We start from the raw sequence: 22797 nt of genomic DNA, 5'->3' as shown, positions 1-22797 counted from the left end.
TTTTGAAAAGGGTCAATTGTCTTCCACGCGGGCGCGGAAAGTGAGATCGATCCGGCGGATCCCGCCGGTTTCGCGTGTTGCCTTCGCCTTGCGGAACCACATGCCAACCAAGCGGCCACGGCTCAGGGTTAAATCAGCTTCATGCAAGGTATCGCTGATGGCTCCTGCCGCTTGTTTTGCGGTCAAGAACCCTGCGGTTTCGGTGACAACCGAGACCACAAATTCATGCCAGGCGCCGCCGTTCGTACCGTCCCCCGCGTCGGTCGCCGTTTCGGGACCGATGGCCACATAGGTCTGGGGCAGACTTCCGGTTGGCAGAGCATCAAAAATATTATCCGCGACCAAGTTTTCGAGCACGAGGCTCGATTGCAGCTCGGCGAACACCGCAGTCTGCAAGGGGCCAGAAAGCGCATAACTCATGTCGCCACCTCCTCTTCACAATGACAATTCAGATAGAAACCCTTGGGCTCCACTTCGGTCACCGCCTCGATCCGAAAACGTCGATTGCCGAGGCGGAAACGCTGCCCGGCGACAGGACGCCCGGAATGCCCCTCGGGCGCACCGCGAACGGTGATCCGAAACCCGGTCACCGAAACCGCGCCGGCTTCCCCTTCGGCCAAGCGGCCGGTTCTTGGGCGAACCTCGCCCCAAAGCGTCCCAAGCTGTTGCCATGTCTCGACAAAACCACCTGCGCCATCGCTGGTCCGCTGCATCGCCTCAAGCGATAACTGCCGATTTAGGTTGTGCCGCTTCATGCGCCCAGTCCCACGCGAACAGGACGATAGCGCGCGATCAGGCTTGTCACACCAAATGGCATGCACCCTTGGCTTAGGGCCGTTTCATCGCGATATTCGTAGTAATGGGCGGCCAAGAGCAACACGGCCTGCGCCAGATCGCTGGGAAGATCTTCAAAGCCTGGCCCAAACCCTGCCTCAAACCGAACTTCGGCGGAACCATCGCTTGGAATTCCAGGCAGGCGTGTTGCAACAGGTTTGAGCTTTGGCTCAAAGTTGTCCTTTTGCAAACGGTAGTCCGCTGCGTCCAGGCTAGATGATGCCCCAAACCGGTCGACAAGTGTCACATCGCTGATCGCAACAACTGGGGCAATCGGAAGGCTTTGCCCATCGCTGTTGCGCCATTCATTATACGTCACCACAAACCCGCGTGTGATCAAGGCTTTGCCTGTCCGGGCTTCGATTGCGGCCATTGCGGCGCGCAGAAAGGAAGCCAGCACAGCATTTTGCAATTCGTCTTCCGCAAACCCGCTGCCTAGTCGCAAATGGCGCTGCAACGCCTCAACTGGTAGGGCCGCTTCTGGCACCTGAGTTTCTTCCACCAACATCATGTTTTTCTCCGAAATCCCTTGGCCTTCCCCTGTCCCCGTATGGTGACGGGCGCGCGCCGCCCACGCTGCACGGGCGGAGGGGGACTGCTGGACACCATCGGCTGCGCGCGCCCTGTGAGAGGCGGGACCTGCCCCCGCCTCTCATCTCGGTGCTGCCGACTTAGGCGTCAGCGCAGCGCAGCAGTTTGATGGCTGCAAAGTCGCTCACGTCGCCGCCAACGCGTTTGGACGCATAGAACAGAACATGTGGTTTGGCGCTGAAGGGGTCCCGCAGGACACGCAGATCAGGACGCTCGGCAATGGTGTAACCTGCACCAAAATCACCAAACGCGATGGGGGTTTCAGAGGCACCAATGTCAGGCATATCCTCAGAAATCAGCACCGGATAACCCAAGAGGCGTGCGGGTTCAGCCGCGGCCAGACCATCAGCCCACAAGTGACGACCATCCTGATCCTTCAGCTTGCGCAGCGCGCCAGCCGTCTTGGAGTTCATGACAAAGGTCGCATTTGCACGATATTCGGCACCCAGAGCATAGACCAGGTCAATAATCGTGTCGCCATTGCCCAGATCTGGGGTCAGATCGGTTTCAACATAGCCAAGGTTGCCCCAGCTCCATGTCTCGTTCTCAACGGCTGTATGGTTCAAGAAACCACGTGGCTTGTCGACACCGTCGCCCGAAACAAAAGCAGAGGCCTCGGCACGCGCAAACTTGTCAGAGATACGGCCAGCTAGCCACTCTTCCACGTCAAAGGCGCTGTCATCCAGCAGACGCTGAGAGATCTTCGGCATGGCGTTCAGCTCATAGAGCGGGATCGAAATACGCTCGATGGTGGGTGTGCCAGTTTCCGCGGTCGAGGAAACTTCATCAGCCCAGCCAGCACCGGTGTCATTCTGGTCGATCAAAACATCAAAGGATGTCGCTTCGACATTCACAACGTTGGAAATGGCGCGGATGGATGCAGTGGCCGCCAGGGTCGATTTGATCGACTCAGATGTCACCGGATCGACAAGGTAGCCACCGTCAGAGTTGACAGCAGAAGACATCGCCTTGCCTTCAAGTTCAAGGCCACGCAGGCCGTCATCTTCACCCGAACGCAGGTAGGCATCAAACGCCTTCTGGTGGGGGGCATCAACCTCTGCGTGGGTCGACAAAGCTGGGCGTGCCGCAACGGCAGATTTATGATCAAGCATAGTCAGTCGCTCTTCTTGTTTGTGAAGTTTCTCTTGAAGGTTGGCCTGCAAGGCCTTGAAATCCCCAATTAGTCCCGCCATCGCGGCACTTACCCGGGCGACCGGAGGCATATCTTCCCCGGTCCGAGACTTGGTCTCGGCTGTACTCATGTACGTGTTCCTCATGAGTGGCGTGGCTCAGTCGCCCGCCAGGTTACGGCGGGCATCTTCAATGACATCCGCCAACTCACCCCAATGATCGGTATCCAGCTCTTCAGCCTTCGCCGCCACTCGGGCACTGGGAAGCATCGGGAACGTCACAAGTGACACCTCCCAAAGCTCCAGTTCGTTCAAGAGCCGCTGGCCCTTGTCATTCTTTGCCGCTTTCACGGTGCGGTATCCGATCGACAAACCGTCAATCGCGCCCGCTTCAATAAGCGCTGCCGCCTCGCGGCCCCGCTCTACACTCTCCAAAAGCCGGCCTTTCACATAGAGACCACGCTCATCTTCGCGCACCTCGTCCCAAATCCCGATGGGTTGGGCCGGGTCGTGCTGCCACAGCATTTTGACAGCGCGATTGTCCTCGGCGAGTTTCTTGAGCGAGCGGGCATAAGCGCCTTTGCTCACCACGTCGCCGCCTTGATCACAGGCCCCAAAAAGCGAGGCATAGCCCTCAATTTTGGTGCCTTCGACCACCGTGACTTCCGCGTCAAAGCGGCAGAACTTGTGTTCCAAATCCATATCGAACTCCTTCTTCGGCCAGCGCTTAGGGCGCAGTGTTGATCAAACTCTGGAAAGCCTCGGCCAAAATCACTCCAGCCACGCCGTAAACCGTTAACCACAAACGTTTTTCTAACCGCTCCATCATCACCTCAATGCGCGTGAATTTGTCGTTCAACGCATCAATATGAAGCTTGCTCACCCGTTCATGGGCCTCCAGCCGCATCGCCGGAGCGCATGCAAATGGCTCCTTTGTGCGCATCTCACTCACCACTCTCGTCCTCAGCCAAAGCTGGCAAGCCCAGCATCTGGCGCTTTTCGGCGGCGGTCAGGAAATCTGCGATTGCGACGCGGTTCCATTGGGAATCCCGCTCCACTGACAGGGCTGGAACCTGATCCAGATCCGGTTTCAGCTGCAAGTTTTCACCCACATGGCTTGATAGCCAGCGACCAATCGAAGCTGTGACTTTGCTCGCCAATGGCAAAACCGTCTGGCGGTAAAACGCCCGGTGCGCTTCTGCGTAATTTGCAAAGGTCGCTTCCCCCGGAATGCCCAACAACATCGGCGGCACACCAAAGGCCGTGGCAATCTCACGCGCAGCCGCTTCTTTGGTCTTTTGGAATTCCATGTCCGACGGCGAAAAGCCCATCGGCTTCCAATCCAAACCACCTTCAAGCAACATCGGACGACCCGCATTGCGCGCCCCTTGATGCATGCTTTCCATCTCATGGGTCAGACGCTCAAATTGCTCAGGGCTCAAATGCCCCTGCCCTTCGGCCCCTTTCCAAACAATTGCACCAGAAGGCCGCGCGGCATTGTCCAACAACCCTTTGGTCCAGCGGCTGGCACTATTGTGCACATCCACCGCTTGGGCGGCGGCTTGTAGCGGCGACAATCCATAGTGATCATCCTGCGGGTGGAAATTCTTGACGTGACATATCGGCGAGATCGGCCCCGTTACATTGAAACGATGCTTGCGCCCGCCGACACTATATTCATATGCCACCGGCCAACCGTCCGCACCCGGAACAACCCGCATCCGATCAGAGCGCAGCACATGAAGCTCAAACGGAACGCCTTGTTCCCCCGATACGGCTTCAATATAGCCATCGCCAGACAGCAACATCTGACCATATAGCGCTTCAAAGAAATCGGCGCGGCCTTGCGCCGGATTTGGGCCTGCAACCAGATTCAGAACCGGATGCTCAGCATAGCGCATATCCGCATCTTGAAGCACCAATGGCAATGCCGCAGCCGCTTCAGCAATCAGCTTAACAGCCCGAAACCCAACCGGGTTGCCCGCAAAGGCCTGCTTGGTCAACGAAACCGTATCACGCGGTGACCAGGCCACACGCCCGCCACTCATCTGCGCCACGATCCGCCCCGTGGCCGAAGCCTTGGATTCAAATCCGGCGTCTGATGCTGATGCACTGGCCACTTCCGGCTGCTGCGCGCGCCGCAGAAAATCGAATACCATTCGTCTCGCTCCTCTTCCTTGGCAGACATGACACCGGGTAAGCAAAGCCTTGTCGTGAAAGCGCAATTCGCCTTCCCGCCGCTTTGTCCGCCTGTGGCGTCACATCCTTTAGATCTGCTTTCGAAGGTTGCCCCTCGTCTTGAAAACAACTTAGGTTTTCCGGGTTAAGAGCTCTTGAGACCACCGTTCGCCGGTCAAGCAACGCCCCCAAAACCTCAATAAAACAAGCGCCAAGCACCACTAGCCGCCTGATCACGGCTCCGCTAAACTTTGCCCATGAAACACAGCAAACTTCACAGTGTTGCCCATAACTACGCCGACTCGCTTGCCGGCGGGCTAAGCTTTGTGGTTCCCAACCACGTCCTGCACACACACGTATTTGCCGAGGCTGCCGCCTCACCAAGCAAATGCGTCACCATCAGCTTTTTGACGGGTCACACCACGGACGCCTATTCAGAAGGTGAACTTGAAAACGTTGCCCCGCTGTTCAAAAATGCCTTTCCGGCGTTTTGTGACAAACATGGGGTCGATGTTTTGGATTATGTGATCTGCGATGTCCGTTTTTCGGCCATCCCTACCGGCAATCAATACAGCGTCACGGTCGAGGAGCGAAATGGCCGACGCAGCACGCGCGACTATGTGGGAGTTCCCCCAAAGCGCCTAAAACGCTGAATTACTCGATAGAAGAACCAAAAAAGAGGCACCGCGAAACCGCGATGCCTCCGACAAACACCTTAGCGCAAAACCCGGACTTGTGGGGTCTGCCAATCAGCAGGCTGCATCATCAATTCCGTCAGGGCCCAAACAGCGGCATCGACCCGATCAGGGCTGCCACTGCCTTCAAACCCGGCATGGGTCATCAAACACATCTGGGTTTCCAAATCGTCCAAGCCTCGGCAATGTCTCACCCGGCCCTGCTCATACAGCGCCGCAATCGGTTCAGCACGCGCCGATTTGCCCCGCGTAGCATGCACCGGCTTCACCGCAATCATCGGATCCACCTGGCGCAGCAACTCTGACACCATGGCCCCGCCCTGATTCACCTCGGCAACCACCCTGTCCGCATCCCAACGATGTGCGGCCTCAACCGCCGCTTTAGCCCAGCCCAAGGGCGACAGCCCTTGAACCGTTGCGTCCTCAAGCAGATAAGCGCGCCAATCTTGCGGTGGCCCTTCCTGCACAACACCGGCCACCACGATTCCGCATTCGTCGCTGGTTTTTCCTTCTCCGGCAGGGGGATCAACCGCAACCACAATCCGTGTAAACTCGGGCAATTTTCCTGCCCGCGCGCCATCAAACATATCGCGGCTCCACAACGCCCCCTCGATTTCGTCCAACAGCACCCCATCCAATTCCTGCAAGCCAAGCTTTGATCCAGCATAACGCGCGCGCACCTCTTCCAAAAAGGTCTTGGCCAGATTGGCAGCATTGGCTTCGGTTGCAGCGCGTGTCACCACCGTCGAAGGCAGCTCCAACAGCTCCTTCAAGACCTCAACATTGCGTGGTGTCGTCGTGACACAAACCTGCGGGTGATCGCCCAAACGCAAACAAAACTGCAGCATATCCCAGGTTTCACGCGCTTTTTTCCACTTGGCCAACTCGTCAACCCAAGCCCCATCAAATTGCGGCCCGCGTAGACCTTCGGCATCATTGGCCGAAAAGGCCATTGCCTCCGCCCCGTTTGGCCAGACCAAACAACGGCGCGACGCCACCCATTTTGGTTTTCGATCCGGCGGCGTGCAGGCCAATATCCCGCTATCGCCAAAGATCATCACTTCTCGAACCTGATCAAAGGTTTCGCCAACCAGCGCCAGGCGCTTGCAACGCCCCGGCGACAATGGCCTTGCCCCCTCCACCATCGATCGCACCCATTCTGATCCCGCACGCGTTTTGCCTGCTCCGCGCCCGCCCAGAATGACCCAGGCCCGCCAATCTCCTTCAGGTGGCAATTGGTGTTCATGCGCCCAAAACTCAAAAAGATAGGGGAGCGCCATACGCCCCCCGACCGATAAATCACTCAGAAACGCCTCTTGCACTGTCACAGGGGCGGAGGCGAGCCAAACGGCACCCGATCTCATGTCGGGCAGCGGCAAGGTCGAGGCCGTAATCGCCGGTAATCTCGCTTTCTTTTCGTCGGATCGCATCAATTTCACACTCCGTTTCTCGGGCTGCCTTGAGCCAATACTTCACATCACCCAGCAACTTGCCGGACTCACCTTTCCTCTCGGGATCTCCATTCCTGATACGTGCCCTCAGCTCACGAATTTCCGTGGTGAGGTCGTCCAGCTCCTGCGCAATTTCTTCGCGTTGTTCTTCAAGTCGCTGTACGTCTTCTTTTGCCCGGATCAACACCGGGTCACTTGCTGCTCTTTCCATGCTCGACACCTTTTTTGCCTGTAAGGTTGCCCCCTCCAGGGTGCAGTGGCATGCGAAAGCGGCGTGTTGGTTTCCAACTTTTGTGCCGCGTCATACCTCGTCCAGCATGTTTGAGACTGTACTTTGCCCCGTACGCTCGGTCAATTGGGGGTGCGGGCGCAAGCCTTTGATCCTGTTCATAAAAATTAACAAAACCTTAGCGGCAGCACGGGAGGGCTTGCCAGACCCGTAAATGCTCTGGCAAATGATCTGACATTTCGTCCGGCATCCCTCTGAAATTATGGGCCCGTCACATCTCGTCTCACAAGGATACTTACATGGCAAAACTGTCGTCGCGCATCACCTCAATCACCTCCGGCGGCTCTGATGGTTGGGAAGTCTTCTACCGCGCCCGGACTATGATTGCGGCAGGCGAAGACGTGACCGAGCTTACGATCGGCGAACATGATGTGCGCACCGATGACAGTATCCTTGACGCCATGCATCATTCGGCGCGCGGCGGCCATACGGGTTACGCCCTCGTTCCCGGCGTCCAGGCCCTGCGCCAAGCCGTGGCTGACCGTATCCAAACCCGGACCGGCGTTCCGACAGGACCCGAAAACGTGATGATCACCCCCGGTGGCCAATCCGCGCTATTTTCGGCCCATATGGCGGTTTGCGCTCCCGGTGACACCGCGCTTTTTGTCGATCCTTACTACGCCACCTACCCCGGCACGATCCGCGCAACCTCCGCCACACCGGTATCGATCCAAACCCGCGCCAGCGACGCGTTTCTGCCAAGCGCCAAAGAGATCACCAAAGCCGCCCAAACGCACAACGCCCGTAGCTTGCTGATCAACTCGCCCAACAACCCCACTGGCTCCGTCTATCCGCGCGAAAATCTGGAAGCCATCGCCCAAGCTTGTGTCGAAAATGACCTTTGGCTGATCTCAGACGAGGTCTACGATACCCAGATCTGGCAAGGTGAACATATCAGCCCCCGCGCTTTGCCCGGCATGAGCGACCGGACGCTGGTCGTCGGCTCACTCTCCAAAAGTCATGCGATGACCGGCTCACGTATTGGTTGGATCGTCGGCCCCAAAGACGCCATCCAGTGCCTGATTGATCTTGCCACGTCAACCACCTACGGCGTTCCGGGCTATATCCAAGATGCCTCGCTCTTTGCCCTCCAACAAGGCGACGCGCTCGAAGAAAAAGTCGCCGCGCCCTTCCGCCGCCGTCGCGCGCTCATCCTTGATGTACTGGCCGAGCAAAACACTGTCACCGCGATCCCCGCCAATGGGGCCATGTACACAATGCTTGATATCCGCGCCACCGGCTTGTCTGGGTTTGATTTCGCCCAAGCTCTTCTCACAGAACACAAAATCGCCGTCATGCCCGGCGAAAGCTTTGGAACGTCCGCCGCGGGCCACATCCGTGTCGCCCTCACTGTCGATGACGCCAAACTGTCAGTATCTGTCAGGACACTCTGTCAGTTTGCCCAAAAACTCGCACAGGATCGCACTCATGCCTCATGACCCCGGGCCCGCCTTTCGTGCCCTGCACATTCCCGGTGAGCCCTTCATCCTGGCCAATGCATGGGATATCGGATCGGCCAAAATGCTGGCCGCGTTGGGCGCTCCGGCAATCGCGACCTCTTCAGCAGCCCATGCCTTCACGCTGGGCCGTCCCGACATGGGCCAAGTCAGTCGCGACGAAGCGCTGGCCCATGCCCAAAGCCTCGTCTCGGCGGTCACAGTTCCGGTTTCCGGTGATTTTGAAAACGGGTTTGGTGACACACCCGAAATTTGCGCCGAGACCGTCAAACTGGCGTGCGAAGCGGGCCTGGCTGGCATCTCCATCGAAGACACCGCGCTCCCCGACGACACCCCATATGACGCAGCACTGGCCACAGATCGCATCCGCGCCGCCTGCGCAGCTGCCCGCAGTTTGCCGCGCGACTTCGTTGTCGTTGCCCGTGCTGATGGCGTCATGAACGGGCATTACACTCTGGCCGAAGCCATCCGCCGCATCCAAGCCTATGAGGCCGCTGGTGCCGACTGTGTCTATATCCCTCTCCCGCCGGAGTTCGATGATTTGAAAACCATCTGCGCAGCCACCGCCCTGCCGGTCAATGCCTTGGCCGCTGGGGACTTCGCGTCGCACGACAAAGCCGCCTTTGCCAAATCAGGCGTTGCGCGCATCTCTCTTGGATCCGCTCTCGCCCGCGTCACCCATCGCGCCATTTTTGATGCTGCGACCCAGATGTTCGGTGATGACCGTTTCGACAAGCTCACCAACGCGATGCCGGGCGACAAAATCGATGCGCTCCTGACAAAATGAGCGGCACTCCGATCACCTCGATCCGCAATCTCGGCCCTTCCGTCGATGAACAATGCCAAAGGGCCGGTATCCCCGATGCGGAAACCCTGCGCGCGTTGGGGGCGCACGAAGCCTATCGAAAACTGTTGAAATCCGGCACCCGCCCGCATTTCATTGGCTATTACGTGCTCCACATGGCCCTTCAGGGCCGCCCGTGGAATGACTGCAAAGGCAAAGAAAAAGACGCCCTGCGCGAACAATTCGATAGCCTGAAATCCGGCACCAAGGCCGACCCGCTCTCGCGCATCGAAAAGGAGCTGCTGGCCATCGGCGTCGTCCCACGCGGCTTCAAAGGCTAAAACTCCACAAAAAAGGGCTCCCAAAAACGGGAGCCCTTTCGCATTCCATCAGATCGAACAGGGTTTAGCCAACCAATTCAAGACCCGAGAAGAAGTAAGCGATTTCAACCGCTGCGGTTTCAGGCGCGTCCGAGCCGTGAACCGAGTTTTCGCCAACTGATTCAGCAAATTCGGCGCGGATGGTGCCGGGGGCTGCGTCTGCTGGGTTGGTTGCGCCCATTACTTCGCGGTTTTTCGCGATGGCGCCTTCACCTTCCAGAACTTGGGCTACGATTGGCGCGGAGGCCATGAATTCGCAAAGTTCGTCATAGAAAGGACGCTCAGAGTGAACAGCATAGAAAACGCCAGCTTGCGCTTTGGTCAGGTGAATACGCTTTTGCGCAACGATGCGCAGGCCAGCTTCTTCGAACTTGGCGTTGATCGCGCCAGTCAGGTTGCGACGTGTTGCATCAGGTTTGATGATCGAGAATGTGCGCTCAAGTGTCATGGGCTTGCTCCGTGAAAAGGGGCCGGGCATGCGGCCCGGAGTTTCTATTGCGCGCGCCCTAGCACGGGACTGTTCGTTTGGGAAGCCGTTTCCGACATCAAGCTTTGCCCGTTCTGTTCGCTGCTGGTTGGTGCGCCCAAACCAAGGCCCAGGTTTTGAATTCAGAAGGTTTGACAAGGTGGCCTTCCTTTGACCAACTAAACAGATGACACCGCATAATTGAGAGATTTCGATGACCCATTTTTTTGCAATAACAAGCCTCGTGACACTGTTCCTCATGTCAACGGTTGCGCCGGCCACGGCTCAGGACACCAAAGAAGTATCCGGTTATCCAGTGTTCTCTGACTACCAAGAGTTTCGGGACACGCTGGATCCTTTGATCAAAAGCCGCCAAGTATCACAGTTTATGAAACTCTTTGGAGGCCGCCATAACTACAACCAAGCTCAGTCGGACGATCTGCAAGCCAAAATCAGAAGCGTTCGCCCTGTTGATTTCATCAATGTTGAGGTGATCAAGTCAGACATCGTATCAGACAATTGGCATCAAGAGCTTTTGGCCTATTGGACCGGTGCAGATTATCTGTTCGTGTACATTTTGTACCAACAAAGAGATGAGGGCCTGTTCCCGATCAGTCTGAATTTTAACACTGATGTCAAAGAGATTCTTCGCTTTATGATGTAACTTTAAGCGGCAATCGCAATAAACCTGCCTGATCCCCCTTTGGGTGGTGGTCAGGCCTTAAATTGCCTGTTAAAGCCCGCCCATGTTACGCATCCAAGATATCGGTTATTCCGTCGAAGGTCGCCCCTTGTTTGAAGGGGCCAGTGCCACCATTCCTGCGGGTCACAAAGTTGGCCTTGTCGGACCCAATGGCGCGGGCAAAACCACGCTGTTTCGCCTGATCAAAGAGGAACTCACCCTCGACAATGGCGCGATCACCATGCCGCCGCGCGCCCGTATTGGCGGCATCGCCCAAGAAGTGCCCTCCTCTGGCACATCCTTGATCGACACCGTGCTCGAAGCCGACACCGAACGCGCCGAGCTGATGGCCGAAGCCGAGACCGCCACCGATCCGACCCGCATCGCCGAAGTGCAAACCCGCCTTGCCGATATTGATGCCTGGAGCGCCGAAAGCCGCGCCTCCTCGATCCTCAAAGGTCTGGGTTTCGACGCCGAGGCCCAAAAACGCGCTTGTGCAGACTTTTCAGGCGGTTGGCGGATGCGCGTCGCCCTTGCCGGGGTCTTGTTTGCCCAGCCTGATCTGTTGCTTCTTGACGAACCAACCAACTATCTTGACCTCGAAGGTGCGCTTTGGCTTGAGAGCTATCTCGCCAAATATCCACATACCGTCATCGTCATCAGCCACGACCGAGGCCTACTCAACCGGGCCGTCGGTTCGATCCTGCATCTTGAGGACAAACAGCTGACCTATTACGGCACACCCTATGATGGGTTTGTCAAACTACGGGCTGAAAAACGCGCGCAAGCCAGTGCGAGCGCCAAAAAACAAGAAACCCGTCGGGCCCATCTTCAAGGTTTTGTTGATCGGTTCCGCGCTAAGGCCTCCAAAGCGAAACAGGCGCAATCCCGTCTGAAAATGATCGAAAAAATGGATATGATCACCGCGCCCGAAGACGCGGCGAAACGCGTGTTCAACTTTCCTCAACCGGATGAGCTGTCGCCACCAATTATCAACATTGAGAACGGTGCGACCGGTTACGGCGATGTCACTATTCTGAAAAAGCTCGATCTGCGCATTGATCAGGATGATCGGATCGCGCTTCTTGGCCGCAACGGACAGGGCAAATCGACTCTTTCGAAGCTCCTTTCGGACAGATTGCCCCTCCAAGCCGGTCGGATGAACAAATCCTCCAAGCTGCGCATCGGCTATTTTGCTCAGCATCAGGTCGATGAACTGCATCTCGACGAAACGCCGATTCAACACCTTCAGCGTGAACGCCCTGAAACCCTTCCGCCAAAACTTCGCGCCCTGCTCGCAGGTTTTGGCCTGATGGCAGACCAAGCCGACACCGAAGTTGGCCGTCTCTCAGGTGGGCAAAAAGCGCGTCTGTCTTTGCTTTTGGCCACGCTTGATGCGCCGCATCTGCTTATCCTCGACGAACCGACCAACCACCTTGATATCGAAAGCCGAGAAGCCTTGGTTGAGGCGCTTACCGCTTATTCAGGTGCGGTTATTCTGGTCAGCCACGACATGCATTTGCTCTCGATGGTTGCCGATCGGCTTTGGCTTGTTGGCGATGGCACGGTCAAACCCTATGAGGACGATCTCGAAGCCTATCGCCAAATGCTTTTGACGCCCGAAAAGCCGGTCAAATCCGCAAAACCCGCGGCGCCAAAGCCCAAACGCGCCTCGCGGGATGAATTGCTCGCCCTCAAGTCCAACGTTCGAAAATGCGAAGAACGCCTTGGAAAGCTTGAGGAAATGGCCGAAAAACTGTCAAAGAAACTGGCCGATCCTGAGCTTTACGAAAGCTCCCGTGCTGGTGACTTGGCCGTTTGGAATCGCAAATATGCCGAAGTCCGTGATGGAATTTCCAAGGCTGAAGAAATGTGGGAAACTGCGGTTGAAAAGCTCGAGAAGGCTGAGGCAGGTTAATTCCTTGCCTCGCCCCGCCTGACCTCATAGTCAGGTTATATGGACACCACTTTTCTCATCACTGCTTTTGCCACGCTCTTTGTAGTGATGGACCCGGTTGGGTTGACCACCGTGTTTATTGCCCTGACCCAAGACACCAGCGCCGCGCATCGACGCGCCGTGGCATTTCGCTCCTGTATTGTCGCCGGGGCGATCCTGACTTTGTTCACGTTTTTTGGCGAATCTGTGCTTGGGTTTATCGGTATTTCAATGCCTGCCTTTCGGATTTCGGGCGGTATTTTGCTGTTTCTCACAGCGCTGGATATGCTGTTTGAACGTCGCACAAAACGTCGCGAAGACCGGGCCGAAGAAGAAGAGTTTCCCGACCCGTCCGTTTTCCCCATGGCGATCCCAATGCTTGCCGGTCCTGGCTCGATTGCGACTGTTATTCTCTTGGCAGATCAATCGGATGGCATGGTCGAATTCTTAGGTGTCCTTGGAATCATGCTCTTGGTTTTGGCCATTGGCTTGGCATTTTTCCTACAGGCTGGACGGGTTGAAAAGGTCTTGGGGCGCACCGGCATTATCGTCACGACCCGCTTGCTGGGAATGTTGCTGGCGGCTTTGTCAGTTCAGTTGGTTCTGGATGGGTTGCGCGATTTCGGAATTGCGGCGATCTAACCTTGCAACCAGCGGGTGCCACCCCCAAATTGTTGAGGGGTAAGGAGATTTTGGATGCAAGATTTTGAAATCGCCAATCTGATCTATCTAAGCGCCTTGGGAGCGGTTTTGATCAGCTGGTACTTTGTTCAAAACAAAGGCGGATTGAGCAAACTGGTGCGCGACGGGGCCGCGTGGGTATTCATTTTTGTCGGCACGATGGCTGTGATTGGCCTGTGGGGCGACATTCGCCAAAATATCATGCCGCGTCAGATGGTTATGACCGAAACAGGTCAGGTCGAGCTCCCCCGCGCCAGCGATGGACATTACTATGTGGATTTGGAAATCAACGGCAATACCGTGCCCTTTATGGTCGACACCGGCGCAACATCGGTGGTGTTGACGCAGTCTGACGCCGCGCGCATTGGGCTCGACCCTGACACTCTCGTGTTCTTCACCCAAGCGATGACTGCTAATGGTCCTGTTGACACAGCCCCAGTCACGCTTGATCAGGTTACGCTCGGGAAATTCCAAGACAGCCGCATTCCCGCCTATGTCAATGGGGGTGACATGGATATGTCTTTGTTGGGAATGACTTATCTCAACCGGTTTGAAAGCATTCAGATCACCAAAAGCAAGATGATACTTGAGCGCTAAGCTAGCTCTCCGCCTTCTTTTCCCATCGGCCAGATTCCTCTGACCAATATTGCGCAGAACACCCGGCCCCCGTCAGTGCTTTCCATTGAACACGTGCATTTTGTACGGCTTCCTGGTCATAGCCGTCGAACAAAATGCACACCCGTTCCAGCGCATTGACCTCTTCGGCCGATATGTCTGCGCCATCCACCGTCATCACACAGGCCGGCTCATTGGCGGCCACGGGTCCACAAGTCAGCAAGACCGGTTGCAACGCATCATGCGCCCCCCCGGCAATGCCATGGGGCAGGAAATCCTCTTCGCGCCCCATCCAGAGCTTTTGATCAAGCCATTCCAAACGGCCCGGATCGGTGCCGCGCACCGCCACCTTCCACCCTGCCCCAAGCGCCTTGCCCAACAGCATGGGCAAGGTCTCCTCGAGCGAACGTTGTGTCAGGTGGTAGAAAAACGCGGCCCCCATTGGTTTATTCGGCCTCGAACTTGTCACGGACCAATCGGTCTAGGGCCATCACGCCCCAACCGGTAGCGCCTTTGGCCGCCAGTGCCGTTTCTTTGGTATCTTGGGCAACGCCCGCAATGTCCAAATGGATCCAAGGCAGCCCTTCTTTGACAAACCGCTGCAAGAACTGCGCCGCAGTGATCGACCCAGCAGCCCGACCGCCGATATTCTTGATATCCGCTTTGCCGCCATCCAACAATTTGTCGTAAACCGGGGCCAGCGGCATCTGCCACGCGCCCTCACCTTCGGCTTTGGCGGCCTTGAGGAAATCATTGGCAAAACTGTCATCGTTGGAAAACACGCCTGCCTTGTCGTGACCCAGCGCAATGATGATCGCACCGGTCAGCGTGGCCAAATCGATCATCGCCCGTGGCTCTTCGCTGATTTGCGCGTGCCACATGACATCGGCCAGCACCAAACGCCCTTCGGCATCGGTGTTGAGCACTTCAATCGTATCCCCCTTCATCGAGGTGACAATGTCACCGGGGCGTTGCGCCGTGCTTGATGGCATGTTTTCCACAAGCCCAACGAGACCGACAACATTGGCCTTGGCCTTGCGCATCGCCAGCGTTTTCATCACGCCCGAAACGACCCCAGCGCCGCCCATATCCATGGTCATGTCTTCCATGCCCGGCGCAGGTTTCAGGCTGATGCCACCGGTGTCAAACACCACACCTTTGCCGATCAAGGCCAAGGGTGCGCCTGTACCGCCATTCCAACGCATGACGACAACTTTGGAGGGCATGGCTGAACCTTGCCCAACCCCCAAGAGCGCGCCCATGCCCAACTCGGCCAGCCTGTCTTCTTCGAGCACCTCAACCTCAACACCCAATTCCTTGAGCGCAACCAAACGATCGGCAAATTCCGTTGTGGTCAGCACGTTGGCCGGTTCTGACACCAGATCGCGGGTGAAGGTCACCCCTTGCGCAACGGCGCGGGTCGCAACCGCGGCCTCTTCGGCAAGCTCAGGTTCCTTACACATCACAATCGCCGCCGCCATGTCGGTGGTTTCAGCGGTTTTACGCGCATCGAATTTGTAACCGCGCAGGGCCAACCCCATGGCAAACTCTGCCGGGTGCTTGACATTCTCGGCCATCACCGTGAGCGCATCCGTGCCTGCGGCCTTGGCCAGCTTTGCCCCGGCTTTGCGCGCATCAACGGTTGAGGGGCGGCGATCAAGTTTCACAATATCAACGGCATCGGCCTTGAGCCCCGCCGGATAGGCCAATGAAACAACGTCACCGGACTTCTTTTTCTCCCAGGCGTCGCTTTCCACCAGTCGGGCAATCGCGCCTTTGGTCAGACGGTTGATCCGGCGCGCGGCCGGGCTCATCGTGCCTTCGGCCGGGATCAAAACGGCAATTCGGCCCGTCGTTTCGCCCATGGCATCCAGATCAACAGGGGCAAATGAGAATGCGCGCAACTCGGTCATCTTGTGTTCCTTTGGCTAAACCTTGCCCAAGACCTAGCCTTGCGCGCCACGATTGACCAGAGCCACCTTTTCCCCGAGCCAAAGGTAACGTATTGTGCCCCCAGTAAGCACATCCGGGGGGACAGTTCGTTTGCAGAGATTCGACAGATATGTGCTGTCGCAACTTATGGTGTTGTTCGGTTTTTTTGCCCTAGTGCTGGTGTCAGTATACTGGGTCAACAAGGCCGTCGTGTTGTTTGATCAACTGATCGCAGATGGCCACAACGCCGGAATTTTTCTCGAATTCACCGCCCTAAGCCTACCTGCCGTCATTTCGCTGGTCTTGCCGATGTCTGCCTTTGCGGCAACGGTGTATTTGACCAACCGCATGTCCGGTGACAGCGAATTGACCGTTATGCAATCGACGGGGTTTTCGCCCTGGCGCCTGGTGCGCCCGGTTTTGTTCTTTGGCATCATTGTTGCGGTGATGATGGCGATTTTGACCAATGTGTTGGTGCCAAAGTCGGTTGAACAACTGCGGCAACGCCAACAGGAAATCTCGAGCTCTGTTACGGCACGCTTGCTGCGCGAGGGCAGTTTCCTGCATCCCTCCAAAGGTGTGACCTTTTACATTCGTGACATTTCGAGAGAAGGTGAACTTCAAGACGTGTTTCTCTCGGACCGTCGCCAAAAGGGGCGCGAAGTGACCTATACTGCGGAACGGGCCTATCTGTTGCGCGATGATGCCGGACCGAAACTTGTGATGCTCTCAGGCATGGCGCAAACCCTTGGGTTTGATAATCAGCGCCTGTCGACCACAAATTTCAACGACCTGACCTATGATATTTCTGGCTTGATCACTCAGCCAACCCAGAAACGTCGCCGGTTGAATTTCATCCCAACACGAGAGTTGCTCTTCGACACCGAGGCCATTTCTGTGGAATCGAAAAAGCCAGTTGCCGAAGTCCTCGAAGAGGCGCATTCGCGATTTCAACAACCCTTGCTGGCGCTTGTCGCGTCACTGATCGGCTTCTCGGCCCTGATTGCCGGTGGGTTTTCCCGGTTTGGTGTGACCAAACAAATTATCGGCGCGATCTTCTTGTTGGTCGTGGTCAAACTGGTTGAAAGCGGTGTGACAGAGCCCGCACGCAATGACCCGCGCCTGTGGCCATTGGTCTATTTGCCAAGCCTTGTGGGTTTGTTGATTGCTTTGGGGCTTTTGTGGCGCGCGGCGCGCCCCTATCATCCGGTCCGACGGCGCAGTGCTGAGGTATCCGCATGACCCTTCACATTTATTACGCCCGACGCTTCCTTGTGTTCTTCTTGTCTGTTCTCACGGTGCTGGCCTTGTTTCAGGCCCTTCTCGACCTGATCGAAGAATTGCGATTTTTGGACGAAGGGGCCAGTTTTGCCCAAGTTGTGCAATTGGTTGGGTTAAAACTCCCTGACGGGCTGTATCAAATCATGCCTTTGGTGGTGATACTGGCAACCGTTGCGATGTTTATTGGCATGTCCCGCTCTTCCGAGCTTGTGGTCACGCGCGCTGTTGGTCGCTCTGGTATGGCCGTTTTGGCCGCGCCGGTGATTGTCGCCTTTTTCGTCGGAGCGCTTCTGACGGCGATGATGAACCCGATCGTTGCTGCCACCTCAAAACACTATATTGATATGACCGAGAGCTTTGAAAACGGAGGGCAATCTGTGGTGTCCATTGGTCCCGAAGGCCTTTGGCTACGTCAGGGCGGACCGCAGGGTCAGGCGGTTATTCGCGCCTCACGTGCCAATGCCGAAGCAACCGAGCTTTATGACGTGTCCATCGTCAGCTATGCGCCCGATGGCGGACCCGCTCAGCGTATCACTGCACGGCAGGCCAACCTGACCGACGGTGCATGGTTGTTGATCGATGCCAAAGCCTGGCCCTTGACCGCGGGGTTAAACCCAGAAGCAAATGCCAAAGAACATAACACCCTTCACCTCACCTCAACCCTGACCCCTGACAGCATCCGTGACCGGTTTGGCAAACCATCGGCTGTGGCGATCTGGGATTTGCCGACCTTTATCTCGGATCTCGAAATCGCCGGATTTTCGGCACGGCGTCACATTGTTTGGTTCAACATGGAGCTGGCAAGACCGCTGTTTTTGGTGGCAATGGTGTTGGTCGGTGCCGCCTTTACCATGCGCCCGGCCCGACTAGGGAAAACCGGCGTGTCCGTTTTATCGGCGGTGATGTTGGGGTTTGGTTTGTATTACGTGCGAAACTTTGCTCAAATCCTCGGGGAAAGCGGCCAGCTTTCGCCACTGATTGCCGCTTGGGTTCCCCCGGTGGCCTCAATCCTGCTTGCACTTGGGCTTGTGTTGCATATGGAGGACGGATGATGCGCCTTTCTGCCCTTGCCCTTTGCCTGATGTTGGCCAACCCGACGCCCAGTATGGCCCAGCAAGCGTCCGAACCGTCCAAGCCCGCGCTTTTGGTCGCCGATAATGTGTTGGTCGAAAGCAAAGACCGCCTGATCGCCACCGGCAATGTCGAGGCGCTTTATGATGGCTCACATTTGACCGCGACCCGCATAATTTATGACCGCAGCACCGATACAATCGAGATTGAAGGTCCGATCCGTATCGTCGATGCCCAAGGCACGGTTTTGACCGCGGACTATGCCACGTTGGATCAAGAGTTCAAAAATGGCCTACTCAAAGGGGCCAGAATGGTTCTCGACCAGCAATTGCAGCTTGCCTCGGTGGAAGCGCGCCGCGCTGCGGGGCGATACACGCAGCTTAGCCGGGTTGCGGTCACCTCGTGTCAGGTCTGCGATGACCAAGCCTCGCCGCTTTGGCAAATCCGTGCCAGCCGCGTTGTTCATGACGAAGTCGAACGCCAGCTCTATTTCGACAACGCGCAACTGAGCGTGCTGGATGTACCGATCCTCTACCTGCCCTATATGCGCCTGCCAGACCCAACGCTCAAACGGGCGCGTGGGTTTCTGGTGCCAAGCGTGCGTAGCTCGACACTTTTGGGAACGGGTGTTCGTATTCCCTATTTCATCCCAATTGGAGATCACAAAGACCTGACGATAACGCCGTTTCTGACACCGGTTACCCGAACTCTTGAGTTTCGCTATCGCCAAGCCTTTGCAAATGGGGACTTGACGCTGACCGCGGCGGCATCAAGTGACTCCCTCCAGCCCGACACCTTCCGGGGCTATATATTTGCCAATGGCGATTTCGATGTCCCACGGGATTTTAAGCTTAGGTTCGACATCAATGCCGTGTTGGATGCCTCTTATCTGAATGATTACAATATTTCGGATCAGGACCGTCTGCGCAGCACCATCACGTTGGATCGGGTCCGGCCCTTGCAATACACTTGGGCAGAGTTGACCCACTATGAATCTTTACGCGCGCAGGAAGACAACGACACGCAACCCGCCATCGCGATTAGTTTTGGTCACGAAGAACGCCTGTTTCCAAGCCTTTTGGGCGGCGGAGAGTTTCGACTAAGCGCGCAGGGCCACGCCCATCACCGCTACTCGTCCATTGCCACCGACAGTGACGATGCAGACACCGATGTCGATGGGCGCGATGTGGCAAGGTTCAATGGTGAAGTGAGCTGGCACGATCAGTGGGGCCTGTTTGCCGGGATTCGCGCCGGTGCCTCCGCGCATCTGTGGCTCGACTATTATTTGACCGAACAGGACGACACATCGGACAGCAGGGTCTCGTCTGCCACGCCCGGCGTCGCCGTCGATTTACGCTGGCCGTTCCAACGCTCGGGCACGTCAGGCAGCCGGACATTGATTGAACCGATTGTTCAATACGGCTGGGTCGGTGGCTCGCGTCAGGCCAACCCCAATGACGAAAGCACGCGGGTCGAATTTGACGAAGGCAATTTACTGTCGTTGTCACGGTTCCCCGCTGCGGATCGCCGCGAACATGGTCATCAGGTCGTCGCGGGCCTGAGGTGGTTGCACCAATCCAACACCGGCTGGACCGCCGCCGCAAGCATTGGTCGGGTTTGGCGCAATACACATGATGATGATTTCACCCGCTCCTCCGGTCTTGAGGGCAAGACGTCGGATTGGTTGGTATCTGGGCGCTACACCCATCCCTCAGGCCTGACTCTGAGCGCACGCGGTTTGCTGGATGATACAGCGCGGCCGACCAAGGCCGAAGGGTCAGCGACATGGAGCAATGATCGTCTTGACCTGACCGCCTCTTATTTGCTGCTGGTTGCCGATTCTGAAGAGTACCGCGACACCGCACAATCGGAATGGACCTTTGACACAACCGTGCGCATGTCCACCCATTGGAACAGTTCCTATGAGGCGCGCTATGATCTTGCGGACCAACGGCTTGACCGCCTTGGGCTCGGCCTGCAATACCGGAACGAATGTGTTCAGGTGGATCTTAAGGCAACCCGCAAATATGCCTCTGCAACCAACTTAGAACCATCAACCGATTTCGACCTGACTGTCGCGCTGAAAGGTTTCAGCACCGGCGGCAGCGCCAAGGAGTATCGACGCACATGCGCCCATTGACCCGCTTTCTTTCGCCGTTGGCCCTAGTGGCCGTGCTGTCATTGACCCCTGCGACCCTGCCCGCCCAAGGCTTGTTCTCACCGGCGATAACCGTCAACGAACAGGTTATCACCGGGTTTGAGCTTCAACAGCGTGCGCTCATGCTGAAATTGCTTCGTGCCCCCGGCAATCCGACCGATCTGGCGCGCCAACAGCTGATTGATGACCGTTTGCGCCTTCAGGCGTCTAACGATGCTGGCATTCGCCCAACCCGAGAAGAAATTCTCGACGGTATGGAAGAGTTTGCCGGTCGCGCAAACCTGTCGCGCGAAGAGTTCGTCAAAGCGCTGGGGGGCGCTGGCGTCGAAGAACAAACCTTTCGGGATTTTGTCCGTGCGGGGTTGGCCTGGCGCATGTTGGTCCAGCAACGGTTCGCGGGGCGGTCAAACGTATCCGAGGCAGAAGTGGATCGCGCCTTGTCCAAAGGCGGCGGAAGCAATGTTCGGGTTTTGGTGTCGGAAATCATCATGCCAATGCCCCCACAACAGGCTGCGCAAGTTCAGGAACGTGCTGAGCGCATCTCGGCTTTGACCAGCACCTCAGCCTTTTCCGCCCAGGCCCGTCGCTTCTCTGCCACGGCAACCAAACGCAATGGCGGCCGCCTTCCTTGGCGTGACTTGTCTGAAATGCCGCCAGCCTTGCAGCCCTTGCTGTTGGCCTTACGCCCCGGTGAAGTCACAGACCCAATTCCATTGCAAGGGGCCATCGCCTTGTTCCAATTGCGTGACATCGAAGAAGGTGCTTATTCGGCCCCTGAAATTGCGTCGGTGGAATATGCCGCCTACTACATGCCCGGTGGCCGTTCTGAGGCGACCTTGGCCAAAGCCCGCGTTCTGAAAAGCAAAGTCGACCGCTGTGACGATCTGTATGGCATTGCCAAGGGTCAACCCGAAGACGTTCTGCACCGGGATGCGTTGCCCCCAGCGGATATCCCGACCGATGTCGCCTATGAGCTCTCCAAGCTTGACCCCGGCGAAGTGTCGACCGCTTTGACCCGTGCAGATGGTCAGACATTGGTGTTCTTGATGCTCTGTGGTCGCTCATCCAAAATCGCAGAAGACGCAGACAGAGATCAGATTACACTTGGGCTGCGCAATCAACGGGTTGCGGCGCAGGCCGATGGGTATCTGGCGCAGCTGCGTGCCGACGCCCGTATCATCGAAAGATGACCACGTCCGATACGGTGATGCCGATTGCCGTCAGTTGTGGGGAACCTGCGGGGATTGGCCCCGAGCTTGCAGAGGCCGCGTGGTCGGAATTGCGGGCGGATGTGCCTTTTTTCTGGATCGGTGATCCGGCACATTTGCCCGGCGGCGTGCCCCATGTGGTGATGGATGATCCGCGCGATGCGCTTGAGGCCTGTGCAACGGGATTGCCAATTTTGCCGATGCCGTTTAACGGCCCACGCGTTCCGGGCGAGCCGCAAAAGCGCCATGCACCCGGCGTTATCGCCTCGATCGAAAGTGGTGTGGATTTCGTCCAAAACGGATTGGCCTCGGCCTTATGCACCCTGCCAATCCACAAACAGGCATTGGCGGACGGGGCTGGCTTTTCCTTTCCCGGTCACACCGAATTTCTGGCCCATCTCGCTGGTGTGGATGACGTTGTGATGATGTTAGCATCCGAGCAACTGCGCGTGGTCCCCGTGACCATTCACATCGCAATTGCAGATGTTCCAGAGGCGCTTACCGGCGATCTTTTGACACGTCGCATCCGCATCACCCATGACGCGATGGTCCGCCAGTTTGGCCTATCACACCCGCGTATTGCGGTTGCGGGGCTGAACCCGCATGCGGGCGAAGGCGGCCGAATGGGCCAAGAGGAAATCTCGCTTATCACTCCGGTCTTGGATCAGTTGCGCGACGAGGGGCTGCAGATTGCAGGCCCGCTTCCGGCGGACACGATGTTTCATGCCGCCGCTCGGAGCCGGTATGATGTTGCGGTCTGCATGTATCATGATCAAGCCCTGATACCGATCAAGACGCTGGATTTCGACCGTGGTGTCAATATCACGCTTGGCTTGCCTTTTGTGCGCACATCTCCAGATCACGGCACGGCATTTGACATTGCAGGTCAAGGGCTTGCGAACCCAACTTCAACCATTCAAGCCTTGTTGCGCGCCCAAGACATCGCGCGCGCCAGAGCGATATGAGCGGCACCAAATT

General features: G+C 57.0%; 25 protein-coding genes. 13 read left to right on the top strand and 12 right to left on the bottom strand.

From position 1 onward, the window contains the following. Positions 1 to 12: 12 nt before the first annotated feature. From ACRBB0_RS07215 to ACRBB0_RS07185, 7 genes are all read right to left on the bottom strand, one after another. Positions 13 to 420 carry a DUF3168 domain-containing protein gene (locus tag ACRBB0_RS07215; RefSeq protein ID WP_431373732.1) on the bottom strand — a complete coding sequence of 136 codons (408 nt, stop codon included), beginning with the start codon at positions 418 to 420 and terminating at the stop codon, positions 13 to 15. Further along, positions 417 to 755 carry a phage head closure protein gene (locus ACRBB0_RS07210; RefSeq protein WP_431373731.1) on the bottom strand — a complete coding sequence of 113 codons (339 nt, stop codon included), beginning with the start codon at positions 753 to 755 and terminating at the stop codon, positions 417 to 419. Before ACRBB0_RS07210 ends, ACRBB0_RS07215 begins: the two co-directional genes overlap by 4 nt. Next, a complete protein-coding gene (locus ACRBB0_RS07205; RefSeq protein ID WP_431373730.1) occupies positions 752 to 1345 on the bottom strand; it encodes a head-tail connector protein in 594 nt (197 codons plus the stop codon). Before ACRBB0_RS07205 ends, ACRBB0_RS07210 begins: the two co-directional genes overlap by 4 nt. A 160-nt stretch (positions 1346 to 1505) precedes the next feature. After that, entirely contained in the window at positions 1506 to 2687 is a 1182-nt protein-coding gene (locus tag ACRBB0_RS07200; RefSeq protein WP_431373729.1) for a phage major capsid protein, read from the bottom strand. A 27-nt stretch (positions 2688 to 2714) separates the two neighbouring features. Continuing rightward, entirely contained in the window at positions 2715 to 3257 is a 543-nt protein-coding gene (locus ACRBB0_RS07195; RefSeq protein WP_431373728.1) for an HK97 family phage prohead protease, read from the bottom strand. A 25-nt stretch (positions 3258 to 3282) separates the two neighbouring features. Beyond that, positions 3283 to 3498 (bottom strand): GTA head formation protein, RCAP_rcc01685 family, encoded by a 216-nt coding sequence (locus ACRBB0_RS07190; protein WP_431373929.1) that lies wholly within the window; start codon positions 3496 to 3498, stop codon positions 3283 to 3285. 1 nt (position 3499) lies between these two features. Beyond that, complete coding sequence (locus ACRBB0_RS07185) at positions 3500 to 4714, bottom strand: phage portal protein (RefSeq protein ID WP_431373727.1); 1215 nt, start codon at positions 4712 to 4714, stop codon at positions 3500 to 3502. A 276-nt stretch (positions 4715 to 4990) separates the two neighbouring features. Between ACRBB0_RS07185 and ACRBB0_RS07180 the strand changes: the two genes are divergently transcribed. Further along, positions 4991 to 5386, top strand: coding sequence for a hypothetical protein (locus tag ACRBB0_RS07180; protein WP_431373726.1), 396 nt, complete (start codon positions 4991 to 4993; stop codon positions 5384 to 5386). 62 nt (positions 5387 to 5448) lie between these two features. Here the strand turns inward: ACRBB0_RS07180 and ACRBB0_RS07175 are convergent, their stop codons facing one another. Continuing rightward, the gene (locus tag ACRBB0_RS07175) at positions 5449 to 6708 is read right to left on the bottom strand and encodes a DNA-packaging protein (RefSeq protein ID WP_431373725.1); all 1260 of its coding nucleotides are present in this window, start codon (positions 6706 to 6708) and stop codon (positions 5449 to 5451) included. Between the two features lie 19 nt (positions 6709 to 6727). Next, a complete protein-coding gene (locus ACRBB0_RS07170) occupies positions 6728 to 7090 on the bottom strand; it encodes a hypothetical protein (protein ID WP_431373724.1) in 363 nt (120 codons plus the stop codon). 317 nt (positions 7091 to 7407) lie between these two features. Here ACRBB0_RS07170 and ACRBB0_RS07165 point away from each other — a divergent pair, with 317 nt between their 5' ends. From ACRBB0_RS07165 to ACRBB0_RS07155, 3 genes are read left to right on the top strand one after another with little or no spacing between them, the layout of a single operon-like run. Continuing rightward, on the top strand, positions 7408 to 8607 hold the full coding sequence (locus ACRBB0_RS07165; protein WP_431373723.1) for a pyridoxal phosphate-dependent aminotransferase: 1200 nt from the start codon (positions 7408 to 7410) through the stop codon (positions 8605 to 8607). After that, positions 8597 to 9412: an isocitrate lyase/PEP mutase family protein gene (locus ACRBB0_RS07160; RefSeq protein ID WP_431373722.1), complete on the top strand. Its 816-nt coding sequence runs from the start codon at positions 8597 to 8599 to the stop codon at positions 9410 to 9412. Before ACRBB0_RS07165 ends, ACRBB0_RS07160 begins: the two co-directional genes overlap by 11 nt. Beyond that, positions 9409 to 9750 (top strand): TfoX/Sxy family protein, encoded by a 342-nt coding sequence (locus tag ACRBB0_RS07155; RefSeq protein WP_431373721.1) that lies wholly within the window; start codon positions 9409 to 9411, stop codon positions 9748 to 9750. Before ACRBB0_RS07160 ends, ACRBB0_RS07155 begins: the two co-directional genes overlap by 4 nt. Positions 9751 to 9814: 64 nt before the next feature. Here the strand turns inward: ACRBB0_RS07155 and ndk are convergent, their stop codons facing one another. Further along, the gene (gene ndk / locus ACRBB0_RS07150) at positions 9815 to 10237 is read right to left on the bottom strand and encodes a nucleoside-diphosphate kinase (RefSeq protein ID WP_431373720.1); all 423 of its coding nucleotides are present in this window, start codon (positions 10235 to 10237) and stop codon (positions 9815 to 9817) included. Positions 10238 to 10469: 232 nt separating this feature from the next. On the opposite strand from ndk, the gene ACRBB0_RS07145 reads away from it, so the two are divergent. The 4 genes from ACRBB0_RS07145 to ACRBB0_RS07130 all read left to right on the top strand — a co-directional run bounded on the left by ACRBB0_RS07145 (position 10470) and on the right by ACRBB0_RS07130 (position 14151). Further along, a complete protein-coding gene (locus ACRBB0_RS07145; RefSeq protein ID WP_431373719.1) occupies positions 10470 to 10919 on the top strand; it encodes a hypothetical protein in 450 nt (149 codons plus the stop codon). Between the two features lie 82 nt (positions 10920 to 11001). Further along, on the top strand, positions 11002 to 12855 hold the full coding sequence (locus ACRBB0_RS07140) for an ABC-F family ATP-binding cassette domain-containing protein (protein WP_431373718.1): 1854 nt from the start codon (positions 11002 to 11004) through the stop codon (positions 12853 to 12855). Between the two features lie 39 nt (positions 12856 to 12894). Next, complete coding sequence (locus tag ACRBB0_RS07135; RefSeq protein ID WP_431373717.1) at positions 12895 to 13515, top strand: MarC family protein; 621 nt, start codon at positions 12895 to 12897, stop codon at positions 13513 to 13515. Between the two features lie 54 nt (positions 13516 to 13569). Continuing rightward, positions 13570 to 14151 (top strand): retropepsin-like aspartic protease family protein, encoded by a 582-nt coding sequence (locus ACRBB0_RS07130; protein WP_431373716.1) that lies wholly within the window; start codon positions 13570 to 13572, stop codon positions 14149 to 14151. Position 14152: 1 nt separating this feature from the next. On the opposite strand, the gene ACRBB0_RS07125 is transcribed toward ACRBB0_RS07130, so the two are convergent. Continuing rightward, positions 14153 to 14611 carry a DNA polymerase III subunit chi gene (locus ACRBB0_RS07125; protein ID WP_431373715.1) on the bottom strand — a complete coding sequence of 153 codons (459 nt, stop codon included), beginning with the start codon at positions 14609 to 14611 and terminating at the stop codon, positions 14153 to 14155. 4 nt (positions 14612 to 14615) lie between these two features. Next, a complete protein-coding gene (locus ACRBB0_RS07120) occupies positions 14616 to 16082 on the bottom strand; it encodes a leucyl aminopeptidase (protein ID WP_431373714.1) in 1467 nt (488 codons plus the stop codon). 130 nt (positions 16083 to 16212) lie between these two features. On the opposite strand from ACRBB0_RS07120, the gene lptF reads away from it, so the two are divergent. From lptF to pdxA, 5 genes are read left to right on the top strand one after another with little or no spacing between them, the layout of a single operon-like run. Then, positions 16213 to 17343, top strand: a complete 1131-nt coding sequence (gene lptF / locus ACRBB0_RS07115) for an LPS export ABC transporter permease LptF (RefSeq protein ID WP_431373713.1) — start codon at positions 16213 to 16215, stop codon at positions 17341 to 17343. Next, positions 17340 to 18434, top strand: a complete 1095-nt coding sequence (lptG, locus tag ACRBB0_RS07110) for an LPS export ABC transporter permease LptG (RefSeq protein ID WP_431373712.1) — start codon at positions 17340 to 17342, stop codon at positions 18432 to 18434. Before lptF ends, lptG begins: the two co-directional genes overlap by 4 nt. Next, positions 18431 to 20593, top strand: a complete 2163-nt coding sequence (locus tag ACRBB0_RS07105; RefSeq protein WP_431373711.1) for an LPS-assembly protein LptD — start codon at positions 18431 to 18433, stop codon at positions 20591 to 20593. The genes lptG and ACRBB0_RS07105 overlap by 4 nt, the downstream gene beginning before the upstream one ends. Then, positions 20581 to 21801, top strand: a complete 1221-nt coding sequence (locus tag ACRBB0_RS07100; protein WP_431373710.1) for a peptidylprolyl isomerase — start codon at positions 20581 to 20583, stop codon at positions 21799 to 21801. The genes ACRBB0_RS07105 and ACRBB0_RS07100 overlap by 13 nt, the downstream gene beginning before the upstream one ends. After that, a complete protein-coding gene (gene pdxA / locus ACRBB0_RS07095) occupies positions 21798 to 22784 on the top strand; it encodes a 4-hydroxythreonine-4-phosphate dehydrogenase PdxA (RefSeq protein ID WP_431373709.1) in 987 nt (328 codons plus the stop codon). The genes ACRBB0_RS07100 and pdxA overlap by 4 nt, the downstream gene beginning before the upstream one ends. The last annotated feature ends 13 nt before the right edge of the window (positions 22785 to 22797 follow it).

The sequence above is a fragment of the Pelagimonas sp. genome (assembly GCF_050633425.1).
In the GTDB taxonomy this organism is placed as follows: Bacteria; Pseudomonadota; Alphaproteobacteria; order Rhodobacterales; family Rhodobacteraceae; genus Pelagimonas.
Note: the sequence above shows the minus strand (reverse complement) of the source record. Positions and strands in the feature narration are given on the sequence as shown.